This window comes from Paenibacillus filicis, from assembly GCF_038070315.1.
GTDB classification, from domain to species: Bacteria; Bacillota; Bacilli; order Paenibacillales; family NBRC-103111; genus Paenibacillus_G; species Paenibacillus_G filicis.
In genome coordinates this window covers 532425-553628 of the sequence record NZ_JBBPCC010000001.1, presented here as the reverse complement: position 1 = coordinate 553628, position 21204 = coordinate 532425, and the positions used below count along the sequence as shown (strand labels likewise).

Below are 21204 nucleotides of genomic sequence, written 5' to 3'. Positions count from 1 at the left end.
AAAAGAAAGCATAGCGCATGAAAGATGACCCCGGAGATGATAAGGATAAGAATCTTCCTAACAAGATGCATCTTAGATGGCTTGTGTGCAGGTATACTTGTTTGTTTTCCCACAAATTACCCACATTTAACCCTGAAAACCCGTGAAAACTCCTGAAAACTTCTGAATACACATGACGTGGCATCAATACTTATAAATATGGGAATGCTTGATTTTGTGAGTCATATCAAGGTATATTGAAGGCTCGTGACAACCCCTGAATATTCAGAAAAACAAGCCCGGATAGGTATCTTTTATGAAGCCGATAACCAACTTTTATGTGTAACTTTGTTCACTTTGATTGGTAAATCCTTTATAGTAGACATATGTGAATTGAACGCAAAAGGAGAGATTATCTTGACTGCTACCAAAGGTTTGGAAGGAATCGTAGCTACCACGTCTTCCATTAGCTCCATCATTGACGGTGTGCTTACGTACCGCGGCATCAATATCGACGACCTCGCGGAGAACGCTACGTTCGAAGAAGTTGTCTATTTGTTATGGTACGGCAAGCTGCCAAATCGCTCCGAGCTTGCGGGATTGATTAAGGATCTGAGCGACAACGCTTCCGTTCCTGCCGAAGTACTCAACCAAATTAAGCTGTACCCTCAAAATGTGAATACGATGGCGGCTCTTCGTACCGCCGTTTCCAGCCTTGCTTTGTACGATGCCGAAGCAGGCGATATGACTCCGGAATCCAATCTGCGCAAGGCTATCAAATTACAAGCACAGCTTCCTACCCTCGTGGCTGCGTTCGACCGCATCCGCAAAGGTCTGGAGCCTATCGCTCCAAAAGCCGGCGCAAGCCTTGCAGAGAACTTCCTGTTTATGCTCACGGGCAAAGACCCTGAGAAAATTGCCATCCAAGCGCTGGACAAAGCTCTCGTGCTCCATGCTGACCACGAGTTGAACGCTTCGACGTTCGCTGCCCGCGTCACAGTAGCTACGCTGTCTGACATCTATTCCGGCGTAACTTCCGCGATCGGTGCGCTCAAGGGCCCTTTGCATGGCGGAGCGAACGAAGCCGTGATGGCGATGCTGGAAGAGATCGGCACAGCCGATAACGTAACCAGCTATATCCATGACAAGCTGGAGAACAAAGTGAAGATCATGGGCTTCGGTCACCGTGTTTATAAAAACGGCGATCCGCGCGCCAAGCATCTCCAAAAGATGTCGCAGGAGCTCGGCAAGCTGACAGGCAACATGAACTGGTACGACATGTCGATCCAAATCGAAGAAATCGTAACCGGACAAAAAGGTCTGAAGCCTAACGTTGACTTCTACTCGGCATCCGTGTATACATCCCTGGAAATCCCGCGCGATCTGTTTACGCCGATCTTCGCGATCAGCCGCACATCCGGATGGACAGCCCACATTCTCGAGCAATACGAGAACAATCGTCTGATCCGCCCGCGCGCTGAATATACAGGGCCTTCCCACCAGGCTTACGTGCCTATCGACAACCGCTAATCATGCCGTCGATGATGGAGCTTACATTCGTTACCCGCACGGGCTGTCTGCGGCAGTCCGCCTGACCCTTACGGGATAGGGAGGACTGCGGCGGCTCCCGTATGTCTTATAGAGGTATATTCATTCTTGAGTCAGCACGTGCTGACTCTACTTTTACGAGGAGGATTTTATAAACATGGCACAATTCGAGCAATATGCACTGCCTACTGAAGGCGAGCGCATCACGATCACTAACGGACAACTGAACGTACCTAACCAACCGATCATCCCGTTCATCGAGGGCGACGGCACGGGTCCTGACATCTGGGCAGCTTCCAAGCGCGTACTGGATGCAGCTGTTGAGAAAGCCTACAATGGCGAGAAAAAAATCGCTTGGTACGAAGTTTATGCCGGCGAAAAAGCTTTCAATAAATACAACAACTGGCTGCCGGCTGACACGCTGACGGCGATCCGCGAGTACATCGTAGCGATCAAAGGACCACTGACTACGCCAATCGGCGGCGGTATCCGCTCCCTGAACGTTGCGCTTCGTCAAGAGCTGGACCTGTATGTGTGCTCCCGTCCTGTTCGCTACTTCGACGGCGTACCTTCCCCGGTTAAGCGTCCTGAATTGGTCGACATGGTCATCTTCCGTGAGAACACAGAAGACATCTATGCTGGCATCGAGTGGGCTGAAGGCTCCGCAGAAGTGAAGAAAGTACTGGAGTTCCTGCAAAACGAAATGGGCGTTAAGAAAATCCGTTTCCCTGAAACTTCCGGTATCGGGGTTAAGCCTGTGTCCCGTGAAGGTTCCCAGCGTCTGGTTCGCGCGGCTATCAACTATGCGATCCAGCACAACCGTAAGAGCGTGACGATCGTTCACAAAGGCAACATCATGAAATTTACCGAAGGTGCATTCAAGAACTGGGGCTACGAGCTGGCTGAGCAAGAATTCGGCGAGCAAACCTTCACTTGGGCACAATACGATAGAATCAAAGAAGAGCAAGGCACGGACGCTGCTAACAAGGCTCAAAAAGACGCTGAAGCTGCTGGCAAAATCATCGTAAAAGATGCGATCGCCGACATCGCTTTGCAACAAGTATTGACGCGTCCAACGGACTTCGACGTAATCGCTACGCTGAACCTGAACGGGGACTACCTGTCCGACGCTCTGGCTGCTCAAGTCGGCGGTATCGGTATCGCACCAGGGGCGAACATCAACTATGTAACTGGCCACGCGATCTTCGAAGCTACGCACGGTACCGCTCCTAAGTATGCAGGTCTTGACGTGGTTAACCCAGGATCGGTTATCCTGTCCGGCGTTATGCTGCTTGAGCACCTGGGCTGGCAAGAAGCGGCTGACCTGATCTACAAAGGTCTGGAAACGTCGATCAACAACAAGACCGTTACTTACGACTTCGCACGCCTGATGGAAGGCGCGACTGAAGTGAAGTGCTCTGAGTTTGCGAACGAGATCATTAAAAATTTCTAATTGATAGACACATGTGATGGGAGCGCCATTTGCCCGGTGACTGAGCCTAACGGCCAGTCGTCCAGGCAGAGGGTGTCTTACAGCGTGCATAGCGGGGAGGCGGTCCGGAGTAACTTATCCGGGAGCCTCCCCGTAAAAGCTTTGTACGCAAGGGTTTGAGGCAGCGGAAATGGTAAAGCCTAAAGGAAGAAGACGACTAAACGTTCCGAGGAGGATTTTCTAATGGCTATCCAACGCAGGAAAATTACGGTTGTAGGCGCAGGCTTCACAGGTGCAACGACTGCTTTAATGCTGGCGCAAAAAGAACTGGGCGACGTCGTATTGCTCGACATCCCGCAGCTCGAAAACCCGACCAAAGGTAAAGCGCTCGACATGCTGGAGGCTTCCCCCGTTCAAGGCTTTGATTCAAACATCACGGGTACGTCTGATTACGACGACTCTGCGAACTCCGACATCGTGATCATCACAGCCGGTATCGCGCGCAAGCCGGGCATGAGCCGCGATGACCTGGTTAACACGAATGCAGGCATCGTGAAATCCGTCTGTGAAAACATCAAGAGAACGAGCCCGCAGTCTATCGTCATCATTCTCTCCAACCCGGTGGATGCGATGACCTATGTCGCTTTTCAAACGCTAGGCTTCCCGAAAAACCGCGTAATTGGCCAATCCGGCGTGCTGGATACGGCTCGTTACTGTACATTCATCGCCCAAGAGCTGAACGTATCCGTTGAGGATGTCCGCGGCTTCGTGCTCGGAGGCCATGGCGACGACATGGTTCCGCTCGTTCGCTATTCCAATGTTGGCGGTATCCCGATTGAGAAGCTGATTCCGGCCGAGCGCATCGAGGCGATCGTGAAGCGGACACGCACGGGTGGCGGGGAGATTGTCAACCTGCTGGGCAACGGCTCCGCTTACTATGCTCCGGCAGCTTCGCTCGTGCAAATGACCGAAGCGATCCTGAAGGATAAGAAACGGATCATCCCATCCATCGCACTGCTGCAAGGCGAATATGGCTACGATAACCTGTTTATGGGCGTGCCTACGCTGCTGGGCGGAGATGGCATCGAGAAGATTTTCGAGCTGGAGCTGCTTCCCGAAGAGAAAGCGGCGCTCGACAAATCCGCAGAATCCGTCCGTAACGTGATCAAGGTCGTAACGGCGTAACGGTGTAATTCCCTTTTCCATCGAGCCTTCTGTTGCAGCACGCTGCGGCAGAAGGCTTTTGTCTGTGACAAATTGTACATGTTCACACAATATTTACAGGTTCGGTTTGATAGAGGCAAGCGCTTCCGGTATACTGAGGGTGAACGTATTCGAGGTAGAGAGGTGGCTTCATTGTGTGGGGAGTATTGTTGTATTTGCATGTACTTAGCGCCATTTTGATGGGGATTTACCTGGTCCTGCCATTTCTGGTCGGACGTGTGGACAAGCTTCAATCTGGTGCCTCCAAGGTCGGCTTTCTGAGCGTGCTGTTTACGACCAATCGGGTGGGCCAATTTGCGCTGATTCTGGCGTTCCTGACCGGCGGTTATATGGTCGGCAAGGGCAGCTATACGGTCGTATGGATGATCTTGGCCGTTGTGTTGTTCCTGGCCCTGGCTGCCCTGACCGGCATTATGGGTAAGCGTATGCGTCTGGCTGTAGGTGAGCCTTCAGGGAATTCCGTAGCGGCTCAGCTTGGCTCGATCAAGACTTTGGCTCTGATCAATGGTATTGTGTTTTTCCTGATCATTACGTTGATGAAATTTCCTACGTTATTCGGCTAATAGGCCTCAAGGATCACCCCGGCACAAAGACGGGTCCATGACTAAGAGCCAGACGGAAGCAGCTTCCGTACTGGCTCTTAGTCATAAGCAAAGGCGATTAACGCAGAGAGGGTCCTCTACAGCTCATCAACCGTTTTCTCGAAGCTCGGGGCCATATGCTCTAGGAAATAGCCCAGCTCAGGCATATCCAATGCCGTGATCGATTCCTCGATCTGCTTCTTGGCCGTAGCAAATTCGCGGTTGCCAGCGGACAGCTCGGTCACACACTTGAGATACGCATCAAGCAGATCGGCCGCCTTGACATAATGCTTGTATGCGGCATTCTCTTCATTTTTCTTGACATCGACCAGAGGATCGTAGATTTGACGCAGAGGCTCGGGAATCATATCCAGCAGGCGCTCGGCGGCAAGCTGCTCGATCTCGCGGAAGTTGGATAAAATCTTCGGATTATGATGCTTGACCGGAGTCGGAATATCGCCGGTGAACACCTCTGTAGCATCATGGAACAGCGCCATGCTGACGATGCGGTCCGTCGGCACATTGCGCTCGAACACGGTGTTGGCGATGGTGCACAGAGCATGGGTCAGCATCGCGACATGGAAGGAATGCTCGGCGACATTTTCTCTCATCACGTTGCGCATCAGGCTCCAGCGCTCAATGTAGCGCAGTCTGTACATATAAGCGAAAAAATGGCTGTTCAAAGATCATCATCCTTACTGGTTACTAGCGAAACAAGGCCGCAGAACGAATTATACACGATTCGGGTGACCAATGCGCCAGAGAAATTGTAAAACCTCCGTGACAATTTGTGGACAGCTGGCTAAACCCCGACTTCCGCTTACGAAAAGTGTGCCGCTGTCTGGGGCGGTATGGTATGATAGAATCGTATGACTTGCTTACAGTTCAGTGACCGAAAGGAGTCTTCATTCATTATGCAGCAGTTCCAAGAGAGTATCTATAACCTGATCGTTGAGACATCCACCAACCTGCCCGCCGATGTGCGAGAGGCGATTCAGGATGCCCGTGCGAAGGAGGATGCCGGTACGCGCTCTGCGCTGTCGCTCTCCACGATCGCCGATAATATCCGCATGGCGGAATGCAATGTATCGCCGATCTGTCAAGATACCGGAATGCCGACGTTCATCGTGCATACACCGGTAGGCGCGAATCAGATCGAGATGAAGAAAGCAATTATCGCAGCAGTTGCACAAGCGACCAAGGACAGCAAGCTGCGGACGAATTCCGTCGACAGTCTGACTGGCGCGAACAGCGGGGACAATATCGGACCCGGCACGCCGGTGATCCATTTCGAGCAGTGGGAGCGTCCTGAGATCGAAGCAAGCCTGATCCTGAAGGGCGGCGGCTGTGAGAACAAGAACATTCAGTACAGCTTGCCTACAGAGCTGGAAGGCCTCGGAAAAGCCGGCCGCGATCTGGACGGCATCCGCAAATGCATCATGCATGCGGTGTATCAGGCGCAGGGCCAAGGCTGTAGCGCGGGTTTCATCGGCGTAGGGATCGGAGGCGACCGGACCACCGGTTACGAGCTCGCCAAGCATCAGCTGTTCCGTACTGTTGACGATGTAAACCCGAACGAAGAGCTTCGCAAGCTGGAAGATTACGTCATGGAGAATGCCAACAAGCTGGGGATCGGCACGATGGGCTTCGGCGGACAGGTTTCGCTGCTCGGCTGTAAAGTAGGCGTGATGAATCGTCTGCCAGCCAGCTTCTACGTCTCCGTGGCTTATAACTGCTGGGCATTCCGTCGTCAAGGCGTGCTGATCGATGCGGGTACAGGCGAGATTACGGAATGGGTGTACCGCAGAGGCAATGAGCTGCCGATGCAGAAGGACGAGCCGGCCGAGGCTGCTGTGACTGAGGGAGCGGAGCGCCGCGAGATCGTGCTGCAGATGCCGGTATCCGAGGAGCAGATCCGAACGCTGCGCGTAGGTGATGTGGTGATCATCAACGGACCGATGTATACAGGCCGCGATGCGCTGCACAAGTATCTGATGGATCATGATTCGCCGGTGGATCTGAACGGCGCTGCGATCTATCACTGCGGTCCGGTCATGGCCAAGGACAGCGAGGGCGGCTGGGTCGTGAAGGCTGCAGGCCCGACGACAAGTATCCGCGAGGAGCCTTACCAGGGCGATATCATCAAGAAATTCGGCATTCGCGCTGTTATCGGCAAGGGCGGTATGGGAGCCAAGACGCTCAAGGCGCTGCAGGAGCATGGCGGCGTTTATCTGAATGCCATCGGCGGGGCCGCGCAATATTATGCGGAATGCTTCAAGAAGGTGGAAGGTGTCGATTTCTTGGAATTCGGTATTCCAGAAGCGATGTGGCACTTGCAAACCGAAGGCTTCGCAGCAATCGTCACGATGGACTCGCATGGCAACAGCCTCCATGCTGATGTCGAAAGCGACTCTCGCGCGAAGCTCGAGCAGTTCAAAGAACCGGTTTTTGCGTAACGGACGGCGGCGACCCCTATGAGAGAGAAAGGGAACCGTTTGAACCGGCTGCTTGAGCAATATTTATTCATCTTGACCCCGGTATCGCTGATACTCGGGTTTCTTTTGTCTGGAGCTATGAAGTCCTGGACTCACGCTATACCTTGGCTGTTCGCTTATCTGACCTTCGTCATGGCCACCGGCTGCAGCCTCCAGCAAATCCGCGATGCGCTGCGGATGCCTGGGGCTATGCTGCTGACGTTCGCACTCACGCATGTGGTGGCACCGCTGATCGCGTACGGGATCGGGGCCTGGATCTTCGGGGCGGAGTCGCCATATGTCGTAGGCTTCGTGCTGTTCGCGGTCATTCCGCTCGGCGTATCGTCTGTCATCTGGGTATCACTGTCTCAAGGGCATGTGCCATTCACGCTGGCTATGATCGTGATCGATACGGCGCTCAGTCCATTTGTCATCCCGATCGCGCTAGAGTCGATGTTCGGTGCCTCTATCGAATTGGATCATGCAGGTATGCTGACAGATCTCTTCCTGATCATGGTTGCGCCGACGATACTGGGCGTCTTGGTCAATGAACTATCCCGTTACCGCTTCAAGGCATGGTCCGCTCCGGTATGCGGCCCCTCCTCCAAGGTCGCGCTCTGCACGGTGATCATGATCAATGCCGCCGCCATCGCGCCCTATGTCGTGGAGCTGAAGAACGATATGATCGTCGTCGTGCCGCTTGTCGTGCTGCTGGTCATTCTATGTTACCTGGTCGGCTTCGCGGGCTCCCTGTGGACTCGCAGGCCGGACCTGATGATCGCTATCACGTTCAGCTCCGGTATGCGCAACATCTCGCTCGGGCTTGTGCTCGCGCTTGCCTATTTCAGTCCGCTGACGGCCGTACCGGTAGTGCTGGCGATATTAATCCAGCAGCCGTTCGCTACGCTGAATCATGTGTTCATGAAGGCATTCATGCGGACGGACCTTTACAAAAAAATAACTGGTGTTCCTCACGCCGAACAGGTACGATATTGAGTAAAAATGGTTTCTTGCGGGACAAGCTAAGCAGGTTAACTGGCATGGAGGGACCCATTCACGATGAATATGTTTCGCGCAAGACTGACTTTAATTTTTATGGCCCTGATAGGCGCATCGGTATTGGCTGTAGGCATTTTCATGGCCAACGTGCTCCGCAATTCGTACATGGACTCGCTCAAGGTCAACATGGAACGCGAGCTGAGGGTTATCATGACGACGGTCAATATGCAGCAATCTGGCTCCGATCAGGAGAAGACGGCCTTCTATACGAAGCAGGCTGAGCTGCTGAAGAAATCGGCGGATGCCCGTGTAACCTTCCTCCGTGCGGACGGGAAGGTGCTGGGCGACTCGGACCGTCCTGCGTCCGAGCTGGAATCCCATGCAGGCCGGGAGGAGATTGTCCAGGCTGGCCGCGAAGGTATCGGCTATGCCACTCGTTATAGCGAATCGGTCGGACGGAATCTGATGTATGTCGCGCTGCCCGTTCAACAGGGTGGTGACAATGTCGGATATATCCGCCTGTCGATGTCACTCACCGAAATTGAAAACTCGATCCGTAACGTATGGCTCGTACTGCTGGGCGGACTGGCCGCCGTGTTTGTGCTGGCCGGACTCATCAGCTACCGGATTGCGTTCAACGTAACCCGTCCGATCGAGCTGATTACGAGCGTAGCCCAGCAGATTACCGATATGAACTACAAGTACCGGGTAACCGTGAATAAGAAGGACGAGATCGGTCAGCTCGGTACAGCCATCAATCGGATGGCCGACAGCCTGCAGCTCCAGATGGAGCGTATTCTGGAGGATGAGAGCCGACTGAAGAGCGTCCTGGAGAATATGATCAGCGGTGTCGTGATGATCGACCGGGAAGGCCAGATTGTGCTGCTGAACCGGTCCGCCGAGGATATTCTTGGCTTCTCGTCCCAGGAGCTGCTAGGCAAGCGGTTTGACCAGGCGAAGCAGCAGTATGAGTTCACACAGCTCATCCAGGAGTGCATCGAGTCGAGGGAGCATATCCGGGATGAAGTCGTATTCTACTTTCCATCCGAGCGTATTCTGGAGATTAACCTGAATCCGATCTCCCAATCCGGTCAGGACTGGTCAGGCCTGTTGATCGTGCTGCATGACATCACGGCCATCAGACGCCTGGAGCGGATGCGCAGCGAGTTCGTCGCCAACGTATCTCATGAGCTGAAGACCCCGATCGCGGCGGTCAAAGGGTTCGCGGAGACGCTGCTGGCCGGCGCACTGAACGATAAGGATACGGCCAGATCGTTCCTTCAGATTATTTTCGACGAGAGTGAGCGGCTCAACCGGCTGATCGGCGACCTTCTGGAGCTGTCCAAGATTGAATCCAAGCGAATTCCGCTGCAATTCTCGCCGATTCATCTCCAGCCGTTCGTCACCAATTGCCTGAACGTGCTGAATGCTCAAGCCACGAGCAAGGACATCAAGCTCAGCATGGATGTCCCGTCGGATCTCTTTATCGAGGCGGACGAAGACCGGCTCCGGCAAATTCTGATCAATCTGCTGTCCAACGGGATTAGCTATACGCCGGAAGGCGGCCAGGTCAGTATCAGCGTGCGGCATGTTCCAAGCGCGGATGGTCTCGCTGAGGCGGATCAAGTCCGGTTCACGATCAGCGACACGGGCATCGGCATTCCGAAGAAGGATATCCCGCGTATTTTCGAGCGGTTCTACCGGGTGGATAAGGCCCGTTCCCGGGTTTCCGGAGGCACAGGTCTAGGACTGTCGATCGTCAAGCATCTGACTGATCTGCACAAAGGGACTATTCGTGTACAAAGCGAAGTTGGCGTAGGTTCCACCTTCCGCATCGATATGCCGTTGATTCATTAAGGAGGCCGGCTTCTATTTACAGTTTGTCAATAATTACACGCTATGTTAAGCTTGAGATAAAGATTAGGGAGTCGGGGGATACTCATGCCGCATAAGATACTAGTGATTGAGGACGAGCCTACTTTAGCGCGCTTGCTTTCTTATAACCTGTCCCAGGAAGGGTATGAGACCAAGGTCGTGGATCACGGAAGCGACGGGTTGCAGGTAGCGCTTCAGCAGCAGTTCGATCTGATCGTCCTGGATATCATGCTTCCCGGAATGAATGGATTCGAGGTATTGTCCAAGCTGAGGCAGAAGGGAAACCGCACGCCGGTTATCATTCTGACTGCTCGCAATGCTGAGGAAGAGGTCGTCCAGGGGTTGAAGTACGGGGCCGACGACTACATCACGAAGCCGTTTGGCGTGGCGGAGCTGCTGGCTCGCGTCTCGGCGGTGCTGCGTCGGACGGTCTCGGATGAAGCCTTGCAGGAGAAGGCGCCTAGCGGAGAGAAGGTCATTACCGCAGGCGAGCTCCATATTTATCCGGAGAAGTACGAAGTCGTGCTCGGAGGAGAGTCGATTCCGCTCCGGCCCAAGGAATTCGAGGTGCTGTTGTACCTGGTGCAGCGGCCTGGTGTCGTGATTACCCGGGATGATCTGATGAATATCGTCTGGGGCTTCGACTATATCGGAGGCCAGCGCACCGTAGACGTACATGTCAGCTCTCTGCGCAAGAAGCTGGAGATGAATCAGCAGTCCGTGCAGATCGAATCGATCCGCGGCGTTGGCTACAAGCTGGTGACAACGCCGGTCAAGAAGGCCTGATAGGATGGATGTCTGGTCTGGAAGGAAAGAGCCCTTTTTCGTTGAAAAGGGGCTCTTTACGTTCTGTTTCTGCTGGTAGGTTTGTCTAGTTATCCGGATGAGGGGACGAGCCAAGTATTCTCGTAAAGAGGATTAATAACATGCAAGCGCAAGTTGTGTTGCTTATCCATGCAGAAGCAGGTTTGTACAGGTTCATTTGGACTAAAATGGGTAATAATGGTTGCGTTTTCAACATGTTTTGTTATAATGAAGACAAATTGTAAGGGTTCTCAACTTAAAATGAAATCGATTTTCTTTTTTTGGTTTAACACAATTTTATTGAGCTTGAGGAATGTGGTGATTCGCTCCACATGTTACGGAGCTTATCATAGATGAAGTTTTTGAAATCGATTTCATTTCATGGAATGGAGGTGGCCGCACACAACTTCATGGATTCCGCAGAAGCTGGTGTCTTTGGAAGGCAGGCTGAACTCTCATTTTGAAGGAGGAATGATGATGATCAAAAAAGTAACTACGTTTGTGCTGTCCTTTGTGTTCTTAGTTGGAGCCTTACTGTCAAGCAACCTGCAGCCCAAAGCTGAGGCTGCGTTTGGCCCCTCCGATTTCCTGAAAACAAGCGGCAAGGTGATTAAGAATAACTCCGGGTCGGGAAATATCGTGAACTTGCGCGGGCCCAACCTGGGCGGCTGGCTGCTGCAGGAGCAATGGATGTCGGCTATGAATACTCCTGACCAGTATACGTTGACGAAGACGCTATGGAGTCGCTTCGGGACGGACGTCAATCATGAGCTGCAGCAATACTATCAGGACCGTTGGATTCAGGCCAGCGATCTGGATAATATCAAGAGCATGGGACTGAATACGGTACGCGTGCCGATCTACTGGGAAGACTTCATGAATCCTGACGGCACGATGAAGCCGGATTCGATCTCCTTCCGCAAGCTGGACTGGATCGTGGCCGAAGGCTCGCAAAGAAATCTGTATGTGATTATCGACTTCCACGGTGTTCAAGGCGGAGCTTGCCCATGGCATTCATGCGGTATCGAAAACTCCAATCAGCTGTGGACCAACTCCACCTATCAGGATCGCACCGTCCAGATCTGGGAGCGTATCGCCACCCACTACAACGGGAACCCGACCATCGCGGCTTACGATTTGTTGAATGAACCATTGCTCACTAGCGGTGCTGGGGAGAATGCCGCTCAGATCCAGCAGAAATTCAATTACTTCAACCGGCTGTACAATGCGGTTCGTGCGAAGGACCCTAATCATATCCTCATAATGGCGGCGTTTTTTGATTTCGAGCAAGCGCTTCCGCCTTCGACTTACGGCTGGACGAACGTTGTGTATGAGACGCATAACTACAACTTTGCCCAGTTCGACGATTGGAATGTAACCAACAACATGATGAATACATGGCTGGCCAAGATTGCCCAGTATCAGACGGCATGGAATGTTCCGGTATATTCCGGGGAGTTCGCATTCGGACAACTGGATCTGTGGGAGAAGTGGCTGTCCGGGCTGAATGCGCTGAATGTTTCGTGGTCCAACTGGTCATACAAAGTAAGAGGCGGAGGAAACTGGGGGTATTATAACAATAACAACAATGCGCTGCCGGACATCTACAATGACAGTGCAGCTACGATCAAGTCCAAGTGGGATCAATTCGTAACTTCCAAGTTCCAGACCAATACCGGACTTATCAATGTGATCAAGAAGTATTCCTCGCAGCCGCCGGCTAATAATCCGGTAACCAGCACTTCGAGTATTCAAGCGTCGGCCAACAACCGGTATGTGAGTGCCGAGAACACTGGAAACAGCCCGCTGGTAGCGAACCGTACCACGGTCGGCGGCTGGGAGAAGTTCACAGTCGTGAATAACACAGATGGCACGATTTCGCTGCTCTCCTCGGCCAATAACAAATATGTAACGGCTGTTATTGATGAGCAGTCCCAGCTCCTGGCCCGCGGAACGAGCATCCAGCAATGGGAAAAGTTCCGTCTCATCGACCGCGGCAACGGTAAGGTCGCTTTACAATCCGTAGCCAACAGTAAGTATGTGAGTGCAGACGGAAACAAGGGCTATATACTCTATGCGGATAGAGATGCTGTGTCCCTCTGGGAAGAGTTCGCGATCACGAGCGCTCCATAAACGGAGCCATATCCAAGGTCTGGGCTATCCTGACTGCCATCGATGATGGCAGTCAGGATAGCCCTTTCTTCACCTATCTATGACAGAATCGGATGCAAACAAAGCCAAATCCGGCATATCTTTTTTCTGCCACGGTTGTCTATACTAAACGTAAAGCGCTGTGTGATCAGGCGGTGCATCTATTATCGGTTTCAAGCGAAGGAGGAGCCAGGATGTCTAAAGTGTTCAGAATCGGAATTATCGGCTGCGGGGGGATTGCGAACGGCAAGCATATGCCAGCGTTGAAGAATCAGCCGAATGCCCAGATGGTCGCCTTTTGCGACATTGAAGAGGATCGCGCGCGCGATGCGGCTGCCAAGTTTGGGGCTGAGGGAGCGCAGGTATATACGGATTACCGGGAGCTGCTGAATGACGCCAGTCTTGATGTTGTTCATATCTGCACGCCTAACGACTCCCATGCGGAGATTACGATCGCTTCCCTCGAGGCGGACAAGCATGTCATGTGCGAAAAGCCGATGGCCAAGACGGCAGCCGATGCAAGACGAATGGTCGAAGCGGCCAAGCGGACAGGCAAGAAGCTGACGATTGGTTACCAGAATCGCTTCCGTCCAGATAGCCAATATTTGAAGCGCATTTGTGAGGACGGAGACCTGGGAGAAGTTTACTATGCCAAGGCGCATGCTATTCGCCGCCGCGCCGTACCGACCTGGGGCGTATTCCTGGACGAAGAGAAGCAAGGCGGAGGTCCGCTGATCGATATCGGGACGCACGCCCTCGACCTGACTCTGTGGATGATGGACAATTACAAGCCCAAAGCCGTACTCGGTACTGCCTTCCACAAGCTGTCTCAGCGTGAGAATGCCGCTAATGCCTGGGGACCTTGGGATCCGAAGCAATTCACTGTCGAGGATTCGGCATTCGGCATGATCACGATGGAGAACGGTGCGACGATCGTACTGGAGTCGAGCTGGGCGATCAACCTGCTGCAGACAGGAGAGGCCAAGACGACACTGTGCGGAACCGAGGGCGGAGCCGATATGTGGGACGGACTGCGCATTAACGGAGAGAAGCACAGCCGCCTGTTCTCGAACGAAATTCAGCTGGATGCCAAGGGTGTGGACTTCTATGACGGCTCCAAGGAAAGTCCGGCTGATCTGGAAGCCAAGCTGTGGCTGCAAGCGATCGAGAACGATACCGATCCGGTCGTGACGCCAGAGCAGGCTTGCGTCGTATCGGAAATCCTCGAAGCCATCTATGAATCTTCCCGCACCGGTAAGGCTGTCTATTTGAACGAAGCATAAGACGTGCGATATAGAGAACCCCTGCCTCAGGCGAGCTTAGCCGCCGAAGGCAGGGGTTCTTTGTCATACAGAAGTTTAGACTCGCTTACACAAGCTGCAGCTTCTTCTCATCTTCTTTTTCTTTATCCTTCTCAGACGTCTTAGAATCTGCGCCGTTCTCCTCGGTGTGCGTCTGCTCGGTTTGTACCGCCGACGGGTCCGCTGCTGCTGCCGGATCTTTCACCTTGGTCTTCTCGTTGACAGGATGAGCGGCGGTTTGCTGTTCTTGCTCTGCTTGGCTCATCGGGGAGGCCGTACGTTCAGGTTCCGGTTTACCCGCTGCAGGCGAGGAAGGGGGCAGCGCCGCTTCCGACTCATCCGTTAGCTCCGTAATCTTGAATTGATTAATCTCGGCGAAGAGCTGCTGAGCAAGCTGCAGAATATCGTCGGATTCCGTGGCAATTTGATGAATAGCGCTGTCCTGCTGCTGGGAGGATGCGCTGACCTCCTGTACGCCGGCAGCCGTTTCTTCGGCAATGGCCGCTACGTGCTGGATCGTTTCTACAATTTTATTATTTTTCCCTTCCATGGATGCCATGCTTTCGTGAATCAAGCTGATCTGATCCGAGAGCTCGTCCATGGAATGTCTGATCTCGCTATAGGCCGCCTGATTTTCGTTCATCTTGCCGTTCTGGAGATCCAGCGATTCCTTCGCTTCCGTGAGATTGTGCTCCAGCCCCTTGATCTGCTTCTGCAGCGACCCCACGATGAGAATGATCTGCTTCGAAGAATCTCGGGTCTGACTGGATAACTGCCTTACCTCCTCGGCAATGACGGAAAAGCCTTTGCCATGGACCCCTGCGCGTGCCGCTTCGATAGCTGCATTCAAGGCAAGCACATTCGTTTGATTCGAAATCTCGGAGATGCTGGCCACGATGCTTCCGATCTGTGAGGAGCTATGGTTCAAGGTACTCATGGCCTCGAACACCTGCTGCAGCACGCCCTCGGAGTGCTGAGCAGCTTGTCTCAGCTCATCCATCGATTTGGAGCCGGTATGTGTATTAAAGGCCACGATCCGGTTCTTCTGCTGCATCGTTTCTGTCGCTGCGGAAATCCCGCGAACTTGCTCAGAAAGCTCCCCGATGATGGTGGTGCTTAGCTCCATGTAGCTGGCTTGCTGACTGGCACCGACGGCGATTTCCTGAATGGATTTTAGTATTTCTTTATTGGAGCTAGCCGTTGAGCCTGAGAATGATTTGAACGAGCTCGAGTGCGAGGATAGGGAGGACGCAATCGATTGCGTGCTGGTCAGCATCGCTTGAACCTGTTCCGTCATCCGGTCGAAATCCCGGCTTAGCGCCCCGAGTTCGTCATTCCCCTGATGGTTCACACGGACCCGCAGATCTCCAGAAGCTACCAGTTGGACGGCCGACTGAAGACGGCGGATTGGAGGGATCAGCGCTCGGATCAGCGTAGCGGCGATAGCCAAACTGATCAAGACAATAGCGACGATTGCCGCGATCATGATGTAAACGGTGCTATTCAGCTTGTTCTGTGTGTTCTCCACAGCCACGGCAGCATCCCCAGAGTAAGAATTATAGAAGTTATCCACATATATAAAGATTTCGTGCATCAAAGCCTGAGATTCCGTGTAGAGGTACTCCATATTTTTCTCGATATCGGTTTTGGAAAGGTTCGGGTCCTTGATGACTTTGGCGGCCACGTCAAAGGTATTGGTATATTCGCCGGTCAACAGAATGAGCTTGCTTCGCCAGAAGGTTTTCTCGTCGGTATCGGCCGTCTCTCCCACGCGTTTGACCATCTGCTCGAAGGTTGCTCGCTTCTCATTATACTTAGGAATAAAATCTGTATTCTTGGAGATCTCTAGGCCGGAAGCAATGATATTCAGCTCCTGGACCATCTCCTTGAGTTCCAGTGCCATCAGCTTGAGATCTACTTTATCGTTTTGGGTGTCTAGCTCTGCCTGAATCTGGTTCACTTGGTACAGATTGAACGAGGCGACCGCTATAAAGAACAGCAGCATACCAGACAGTCCGCACAGCAGCTTTTGTCGTATCGACATACGATTCAACAGCTTCATGGTTTTTCCCCTCCAAATTTAGGATCTATCTATGTCTTCTAATATAGGGCTAAAGTATTAATGGAAAAGCTTTCTTTTGTTAGCCTTTTGTAAAAATAAAACGAAAAATAAAATTTACATGCAGTTTACGTTTCGTAGGTTTTCGCTTAACAAACGCTTGGTATGCTTAAGGAGTTGAGAGAATGATATAACATAAAAGGGAGGACATGCTGAACATGTTCAATCGGTTATCGAAAAAAGGATTTACATTTGCAATGGTACTTGTACTTTTAACAGGGGTATTGTCCGCGTGTGGAACGAAAGCAGAACCGACTCCAGCAGCGAATGGATCGACCAATGCCAGCCAGCCTAAAGCAGAAGCACCTAAGAGCAACACGCCTGCTGAAACGCCTAAGACCGAAGAAATTACAGGCACAGTAACAGCTTCCGGATCCAGCGCCCTGCTTCCTCTGGTTAAAGCAGCAGCAGACGAATTCATGAAGAAAAACCCTAAAGTAACGATTAACCCTACAGCTGGCGGTTCTGGCACGGGCTTGAAGAACGTAGCCGGCGGCACGTCCGACATCGGGAACTCTGACGTTGCAGCTGGCCCTGAATATAAAGATGCAGGTCTGGTTGACCACATCGTAGCTATCGCACCTTTCGCGATTATCGTGAACAAGGAAGTTAGCGTAGACAACCTGACGAAGCAGCAAGCGACAGATATCTTCATGGGTAAAATTACAAACTGGAAAGATGTCGGCGGCAAAGATCAAAAGATCATCGTCGTTCATCGTCCAGACAGCTCCGGCTCGAAAACGCTGGTTAAGCAAATCGTATTGGACGGCAAAGAATTCACGAAAGACGGCGTAACGCAAGAGTCCAGCGGCGCTGTAGCTACAACGGTTGGTCAAACAGCCGGTTCGATCGGTTACGTGGACACACCTTACCTGAACGATACGATCAAAGCTGTTAAATTCGACGGCGTTGCGTTCAGCAAAGAAACAATCAAAGAAGGCAAATACCCGCTGTACGGTATCGAGCATATGTACACGAAGGGCGAAGCTAAGGGTGCGGCTAAAGCATTCCTCGATTACATCATGAGCCCTGAGTTCCAAGATAAGAAGGTTGAAGAGCTTAAGTTCCTGCCAGCCAACTTGCTGAAGAAGTAAGACCTCCTAGAATCCGCTGCGTCCAGCCGGCGGAATAACATCAAAGTGGCATGTGGATGAGTTTAATCATTCACATGCCTTTTTGCCGTGGATATGACGAGACCAGAATCCCCAGATAAAAAAATATAAATTTTACATTAGCTTAACATTTCTTTGGTTCTGTCATTACATTTGTCGCTTAGGATAGGAGTTAAGAGACAATCAGTAGCAGGGAGGTTCGGGCTTGAATACTATAGCCGAGAAATTCACAGACACGAACAAAACGGAAAAGGAAAGGAACCCGAAGAATAATCGGTGGACAGGCTACCAAAATCAGTTGGACCGCTTGATGAGATTTGTATTCGTCGCAAGCGCCGTTACGGTAACGCTGATTATCTTCTCCATCATTGCCTTTGTCGGCGTGCAAGGTGTCAAAACATTTGCAGACATTACGCCGTTTCATTTCTTCTTCGGGCTGGATTGGACGCCCAGCCAAAATCAATTCGGCGCCTTTTCCTTTATTTTTAGCACCTTGTTGCTAACCGGATTATCTGTCATCTTCGCCGTACCTCTTGCGCTGTCAGGAGCGGTATTCATGGCGAAAATCGCCCCTAAATGGGTGCGGGAAATCATGCGTCCTGCTACGGACCTGTTCGTCGGTATTCCTTCCGTTGTATACGGCTTAATCGGTCTGACGGTCATCGTTCCCTGGCTGGCGCAATTTAACGAGGGCTTCGGCTACGGAATCTTGCCTGCGGCCATCATCTTGGCGGTTATGATCCTGCCGACGATTCTGGCCATCTCGGAGGATGCGATCCGCGCGCTCCCGGGCAGACTGGAAGAAGCTTCCTTGGCGCTGGGTGCCACCCGCTGGCAGACGATATGGCGGGTTCTGATCCCGGCTTGCAGACCGGGAATTATTACGGGCATTATTCTCGGCATGGGTCGCGCGATCGGTGAGACGATGGCGGTATTCATGGTCATCGGTAACTCTCCGCAGATGCCGAAGTCACTGCTTGATTCGGCAACGGTACTGACTACGGCGATCGTTAAGGATATGGGGAATACTCATTTCGGAAGCACCTGGAACAATGCGCTGTTCTTGATGGCCTTGCTGCTGCTGTTAATTTCCCTCTCCCTCATCATCGTCATTCGATTTGTTGCAAAAAGGAGTGAACTGAAATGACCAGCAGAACGACGGACCGGGCAGCGACTTATTTTTTCTGGGGAACAGGCTTCCTCATCATGATCATTCTGTTCTGGTTTCTATACCGCATTCTAGGCGATGGCCTACATATGCTAAGCTGGAATTTCATTACCGGCAAGCCTTCGGAGATTCAGGCCGGGGGCGGCGTAGGGCCGATGGTGTTCAACTCCTTCTATATCCTGTTCTTATCCTTACTGTTCTCGCTCCCTATCGGACTCGGAGCAGGTGTATACTTATCGATCTATGCCAAGCAAAACAAATTCACCGATATAGTTCGCATCTCGGTTGAAGCTTTATCCTCTGTTCCTTCGATCGTATTCGGTTTGTTCGGCTTCCTGCTGTTCGTGAACTGGATGGGCTTGAAATTCTCGATTCTGGGCGGTGCCGCGACGCTAGCGCTGTTGAATCTTCCTGTCCTCGTCCGTGTGACGGAGGAATCGATCCGTGCAGTGCCCGAATCGTACTGGGAGGCTTCCCTGGCTCTCGGTTCGACCCGTTGGCAGGCGATTGCCCGCGTGTTGCTTCCCGCGGCACTGCCAAGTCTGATCACAGGTATAACACTTGTAGCGGGTAGAGCGCTCGGCGAATCGGCGATTTTGATCTATACCGCGGGACTGTCGGTATCCCGGTTCTTCCCGGACTTGAACCCGCTCAGCATGGGTGAGACGCTGGCCGTGCATCTCTGGTATGTCCAATCCGAAGCCATCGTGCCGGATGCCAAGGATATCGCCAAAGGCAGCGCCGCGCTGCTGCTTATCATCGTCTTGATTTTCAACCTGCTGATCGGCATTCCAAGCCGCATGTTGTCCAAAAAATTATCGGGAGGCAAATAACCTATGGCAGTTCAAGCACCGGTCGAGACAAAAATCAAAGTAGAACAGCTTAATTTGTATTACGGGGAGAATCATGCCCTTCATAATATCGGGCTGACTATTGAGGATAACTCAATAGTCGCCTTGATCGGTCCATCCGGCTGCGGGAAGTCGACCTTCCTCCGCACCTTGAACCGGATGAACGATCTGATCGACAATGTGCGGATTACCGGCAATATTTTCGTTGACGGTCAGAACATCTACGGCCAAGATTCCGATGTGGTCTCCCTGCGCAAGAAGGTAGGCATGGTGTTCCAGCGTCCGAATCCGTTCCCGATGAGCATCTACGAAAACATCGCGTACGGCCCTAAGATCCACGGCATCAAGAAAAAATCCGTACTTGACGAAATCGTCGAAAAAAGCTTGGTTCAAGCGGCTTTGTGGGATGAGGTTAAAGACCGTCTGAACAAATCAGCCCTGGGCTTGTCCGGTGGACAGCAGCAGCGTCTGTGCATCGCCCGTCTGCTGGCCGTAGAACCCGATGTTCTGCTGATGGATGAGCCGACATCCGCGCTGGATCCGATCTCCACGCTCAAGGTGGAGGAGCTCACCCAAGTATTGAAGGAAAAGTACACCATCATCATCGTCACGCACAACATGCAGCAGGCTGCCCGTATTTCGGATAACACGTCGTTCTTTTTAAATGGAATACTGGTCGAGTCGGACAAAACGGATAAAATCTTCACCAATCCGACGGATCAGCGCACAGAAGATTACATTACCGGTCGTTTCGGTTAATTCAGGGAGGCAGCAGATGGATAATAGAATTAACTATCACCAGACGATTCAGAAATTGCAGGAGGACCTGCTCGTCCTTGCCAAGCTGACGGAGGAAGCGATTCAGCAGGCAGTCGGTGCGCTGGTGCACCACAATGAGCAGACGGCGAAGCAGATCATTGAGAAGGACGATGTGATCGACCAGCTCACACTGGAGCTTGAGGAGGATGGGCTTCGTCTGATCGCGTTGCAGCAGCCGATGGCCGGCGATCTCCGTATCATCAGCATGGCGATCAAGATGGCTACGGATCTGGAGAGAATCGCGGATCATGCAGTGGACATCGCCAAGATCTGCCTGCGCATCGGGTCGCAGGAGCATGTGAAGCCACTGGTGGATATTCCGAAAATGGCGGAGCTGACGATCGAGATGCTCCGTGAAAGTCTGATCGCCTATACGGAGAAGGATGTACATCGTGCTTCCTCGCTGGCGGAGAAGGACGATCAGGTCGATAGGCTCTATAGTGAAATCGTCAACGAGCTGCATCTGCTGATGGGCTCGGAGCTGGTAAGGAACCGTCAAATCACGCAGCTGATTTTGGCTGCGCATTTCCTGGAGCGTGTGGCGGATCATACGACGAATATCGGCGAAGGCGTTATTTACATGGTAACCGGCAAGCGTAAGGATCTGAATATCTGATATGTCCGTATAGAAGCACACAGCTCCGTTGACGAGTTGTGTGTTTTTATGTTTCGCTTACGTTTACAGAAAATTTACAATCGGGAGTGGTAAGATTTAACACGGAGATAAAAGTCCTATGCTATAGTAAAAAAGTAGCTAAGACTAGATT

17 protein-coding genes are annotated in these 21204 nt (G+C 52.2%); 15 read left to right on the top strand and 2 right to left on the bottom strand.

Going from position 1 to position 21204, the window contains the following annotated elements; translation table 11 throughout:
- The first annotated feature begins 396 nt into the window (after nucleotides 1-396).
- The 4 genes from citZ to WMW72_RS02535 all read left to right on the top strand — a co-directional run bounded on the left by citZ (nucleotide 397) and on the right by WMW72_RS02535 (nucleotide 4746).
- Nucleotides 397-1509 carry a citrate synthase gene (citZ, locus tag WMW72_RS02550; protein ID WP_341413829.1) on the top strand — a complete coding sequence of 371 codons (1113 nt, stop codon included), beginning with the start codon at nucleotides 397-399 and terminating at the stop codon, nucleotides 1507-1509.
- A gap of 175 nt (nucleotides 1510-1684) precedes the next feature.
- Nucleotides 1685-2980, top strand: a complete 1296-nt coding sequence (icd, locus tag WMW72_RS02545; RefSeq protein WP_341413828.1) for an NADP-dependent isocitrate dehydrogenase — start codon at nucleotides 1685-1687, stop codon at nucleotides 2978-2980.
- A 222-nt stretch (nucleotides 2981-3202) separates the two neighbouring features.
- Nucleotides 3203-4144 carry a malate dehydrogenase gene (mdh, locus tag WMW72_RS02540; protein WP_341413827.1) on the top strand — a complete coding sequence of 314 codons (942 nt, stop codon included), beginning with the start codon at nucleotides 3203-3205 and terminating at the stop codon, nucleotides 4142-4144.
- Nucleotides 4145-4317: 173 nt separating this feature from the next.
- Nucleotides 4318-4746, top strand: coding sequence for a hypothetical protein (locus WMW72_RS02535; RefSeq protein ID WP_341413826.1), 429 nt, complete (start codon nucleotides 4318-4320; stop codon nucleotides 4744-4746).
- A 116-nt stretch (nucleotides 4747-4862) separates the two neighbouring features.
- On the opposite strand, the gene yfbR is transcribed toward WMW72_RS02535, so the two are convergent.
- A complete protein-coding gene (gene yfbR / locus WMW72_RS02530) occupies nucleotides 4863-5447 on the bottom strand; it encodes a 5'-deoxynucleotidase (RefSeq protein ID WP_341413825.1) in 585 nt (194 codons plus the stop codon).
- A gap of 231 nt (nucleotides 5448-5678) precedes the next feature.
- Here yfbR and WMW72_RS02525 point away from each other — a divergent pair, with 231 nt between their 5' ends.
- The 6 genes from WMW72_RS02525 (at nucleotide 5679) to WMW72_RS02500 (ending at nucleotide 14350) form a co-directional block, all read left to right on the top strand.
- A complete protein-coding gene (locus WMW72_RS02525; protein WP_341413824.1) occupies nucleotides 5679-7220 on the top strand; it encodes a fumarate hydratase in 1542 nt (513 codons plus the stop codon).
- 18 nt (nucleotides 7221-7238) lie between these two features.
- The gene (locus tag WMW72_RS02520) at nucleotides 7239-8234 is read left to right on the top strand and encodes a bile acid:sodium symporter family protein (protein WP_341413823.1); all 996 of its coding nucleotides are present in this window, start codon (nucleotides 7239-7241) and stop codon (nucleotides 8232-8234) included.
- A 63-nt stretch (nucleotides 8235-8297) separates the two neighbouring features.
- Complete coding sequence (gene pnpS / locus WMW72_RS02515) at nucleotides 8298-10094, top strand: two-component system histidine kinase PnpS (RefSeq protein WP_341413822.1); 1797 nt, start codon at nucleotides 8298-8300, stop codon at nucleotides 10092-10094.
- Between the two features lie 84 nt (nucleotides 10095-10178).
- A complete protein-coding gene (locus WMW72_RS02510) occupies nucleotides 10179-10898 on the top strand; it encodes a response regulator transcription factor (RefSeq protein ID WP_341413821.1) in 720 nt (239 codons plus the stop codon).
- A 489-nt stretch (nucleotides 10899-11387) separates the two neighbouring features.
- Nucleotides 11388-13049 carry a cellulase family glycosylhydrolase gene (locus WMW72_RS02505; RefSeq protein ID WP_341413820.1) on the top strand — a complete coding sequence of 554 codons (1662 nt, stop codon included), beginning with the start codon at nucleotides 11388-11390 and terminating at the stop codon, nucleotides 13047-13049.
- A gap of 212 nt (nucleotides 13050-13261) precedes the next feature.
- On the top strand, nucleotides 13262-14350 hold the full coding sequence (locus WMW72_RS02500; RefSeq protein ID WP_341413819.1) for a Gfo/Idh/MocA family protein: 1089 nt from the start codon (nucleotides 13262-13264) through the stop codon (nucleotides 14348-14350).
- An 85-nt stretch (nucleotides 14351-14435) separates the two neighbouring features.
- Here WMW72_RS02500 and WMW72_RS02495 read toward each other — a convergent pair whose 3' ends face one another.
- Nucleotides 14436-16430 carry a methyl-accepting chemotaxis protein gene (locus WMW72_RS02495; RefSeq protein ID WP_341413818.1) on the bottom strand — a complete coding sequence of 665 codons (1995 nt, stop codon included), beginning with the start codon at nucleotides 16428-16430 and terminating at the stop codon, nucleotides 14436-14438.
- Nucleotides 16431-16645: 215 nt separating this feature from the next.
- Here WMW72_RS02495 and WMW72_RS02490 point away from each other — a divergent pair, with 215 nt between their 5' ends.
- From WMW72_RS02490 to phoU, 5 genes are all read left to right on the top strand, one after another.
- Nucleotides 16646-17581 (top strand): phosphate ABC transporter substrate-binding protein, encoded by a 936-nt coding sequence (locus WMW72_RS02490; protein WP_341413817.1) that lies wholly within the window; start codon nucleotides 16646-16648, stop codon nucleotides 17579-17581.
- A 328-nt stretch (nucleotides 17582-17909) separates the two neighbouring features.
- Entirely contained in the window at nucleotides 17910-18746 is an 837-nt protein-coding gene (gene pstC / locus WMW72_RS02485; RefSeq protein ID WP_423227510.1) for a phosphate ABC transporter permease subunit PstC, read from the top strand.
- A complete protein-coding gene (pstA, locus tag WMW72_RS02480) occupies nucleotides 18743-19600 on the top strand; it encodes a phosphate ABC transporter permease PstA (RefSeq protein ID WP_341413815.1) in 858 nt (285 codons plus the stop codon). Before pstC ends, pstA begins: the two co-directional genes overlap by 4 nt.
- A gap of 3 nt (nucleotides 19601-19603) precedes the next feature.
- Nucleotides 19604-20377, top strand: coding sequence for a phosphate ABC transporter ATP-binding protein PstB (pstB, locus tag WMW72_RS02475; protein ID WP_341413814.1), 774 nt, complete (start codon nucleotides 19604-19606; stop codon nucleotides 20375-20377).
- Nucleotides 20378-20393: 16 nt separating this feature from the next.
- Nucleotides 20394-21053 (top strand): phosphate signaling complex protein PhoU, encoded by a 660-nt coding sequence (gene phoU / locus WMW72_RS02470; RefSeq protein ID WP_341413813.1) that lies wholly within the window; start codon nucleotides 20394-20396, stop codon nucleotides 21051-21053.
- Nucleotides 21054-21204: the final 151 nt, after the last annotated feature.

Excerpts from the sequence above, each read along its gene's own strand:
- phoU (WP_341413813.1), top strand. The coding sequence starts at position 20,394 with ATGGATAATAGAATTAACTATCACCAGACGATTCAGAAATTGCAGGAG.
- pstA (WP_341413815.1), top strand. The coding sequence starts at position 18,743 with ATGACCAGCAGAACGACGGACCGGGCAGCGACTTATTTTTTCTGGGGA.
- WMW72_RS02505 (WP_341413820.1), top strand. The coding sequence starts at position 11,388 with ATGATGATGATCAAAAAAGTAACTACGTTTGTGCTGTCCTTTGTGTTC.
- pstB (WP_341413814.1), top strand. The coding sequence starts at position 19,604 with ATGGCAGTTCAAGCACCGGTCGAGACAAAAATCAAAGTAGAACAGCTT.
- pnpS (WP_341413822.1), top strand. The coding sequence starts at position 8,298 with ATGAATATGTTTCGCGCAAGACTGACTTTAATTTTTATGGCCCTGATA.
- WMW72_RS02495 (WP_341413818.1), bottom strand. The coding sequence starts at position 16,430 with ATGAAGCTGTTGAATCGTATGTCGATACGACAAAAGCTGCTGTGCGGA.
- mdh (WP_341413827.1), top strand. The coding sequence starts at position 3,203 with ATGGCTATCCAACGCAGGAAAATTACGGTTGTAGGCGCAGGCTTCACA.
- WMW72_RS02490 (WP_341413817.1), top strand. The coding sequence starts at position 16,646 with ATGTTCAATCGGTTATCGAAAAAAGGATTTACATTTGCAATGGTACTT.
- WMW72_RS02520 (WP_341413823.1), top strand. The coding sequence starts at position 7,239 with ATGAGAGAGAAAGGGAACCGTTTGAACCGGCTGCTTGAGCAATATTTA.
- icd (WP_341413828.1), top strand. The coding sequence starts at position 1,685 with ATGGCACAATTCGAGCAATATGCACTGCCTACTGAAGGCGAGCGCATC.
- pstC (WP_423227510.1), top strand. The coding sequence starts at position 17,910 with ATGAGATTTGTATTCGTCGCAAGCGCCGTTACGGTAACGCTGATTATC.
- WMW72_RS02525 (WP_341413824.1), top strand. The coding sequence starts at position 5,679 with ATGCAGCAGTTCCAAGAGAGTATCTATAACCTGATCGTTGAGACATCC.
- WMW72_RS02510 (WP_341413821.1), top strand. The coding sequence starts at position 10,179 with ATGCCGCATAAGATACTAGTGATTGAGGACGAGCCTACTTTAGCGCGC.
- WMW72_RS02500 (WP_341413819.1), top strand. The coding sequence starts at position 13,262 with ATGTCTAAAGTGTTCAGAATCGGAATTATCGGCTGCGGGGGGATTGCG.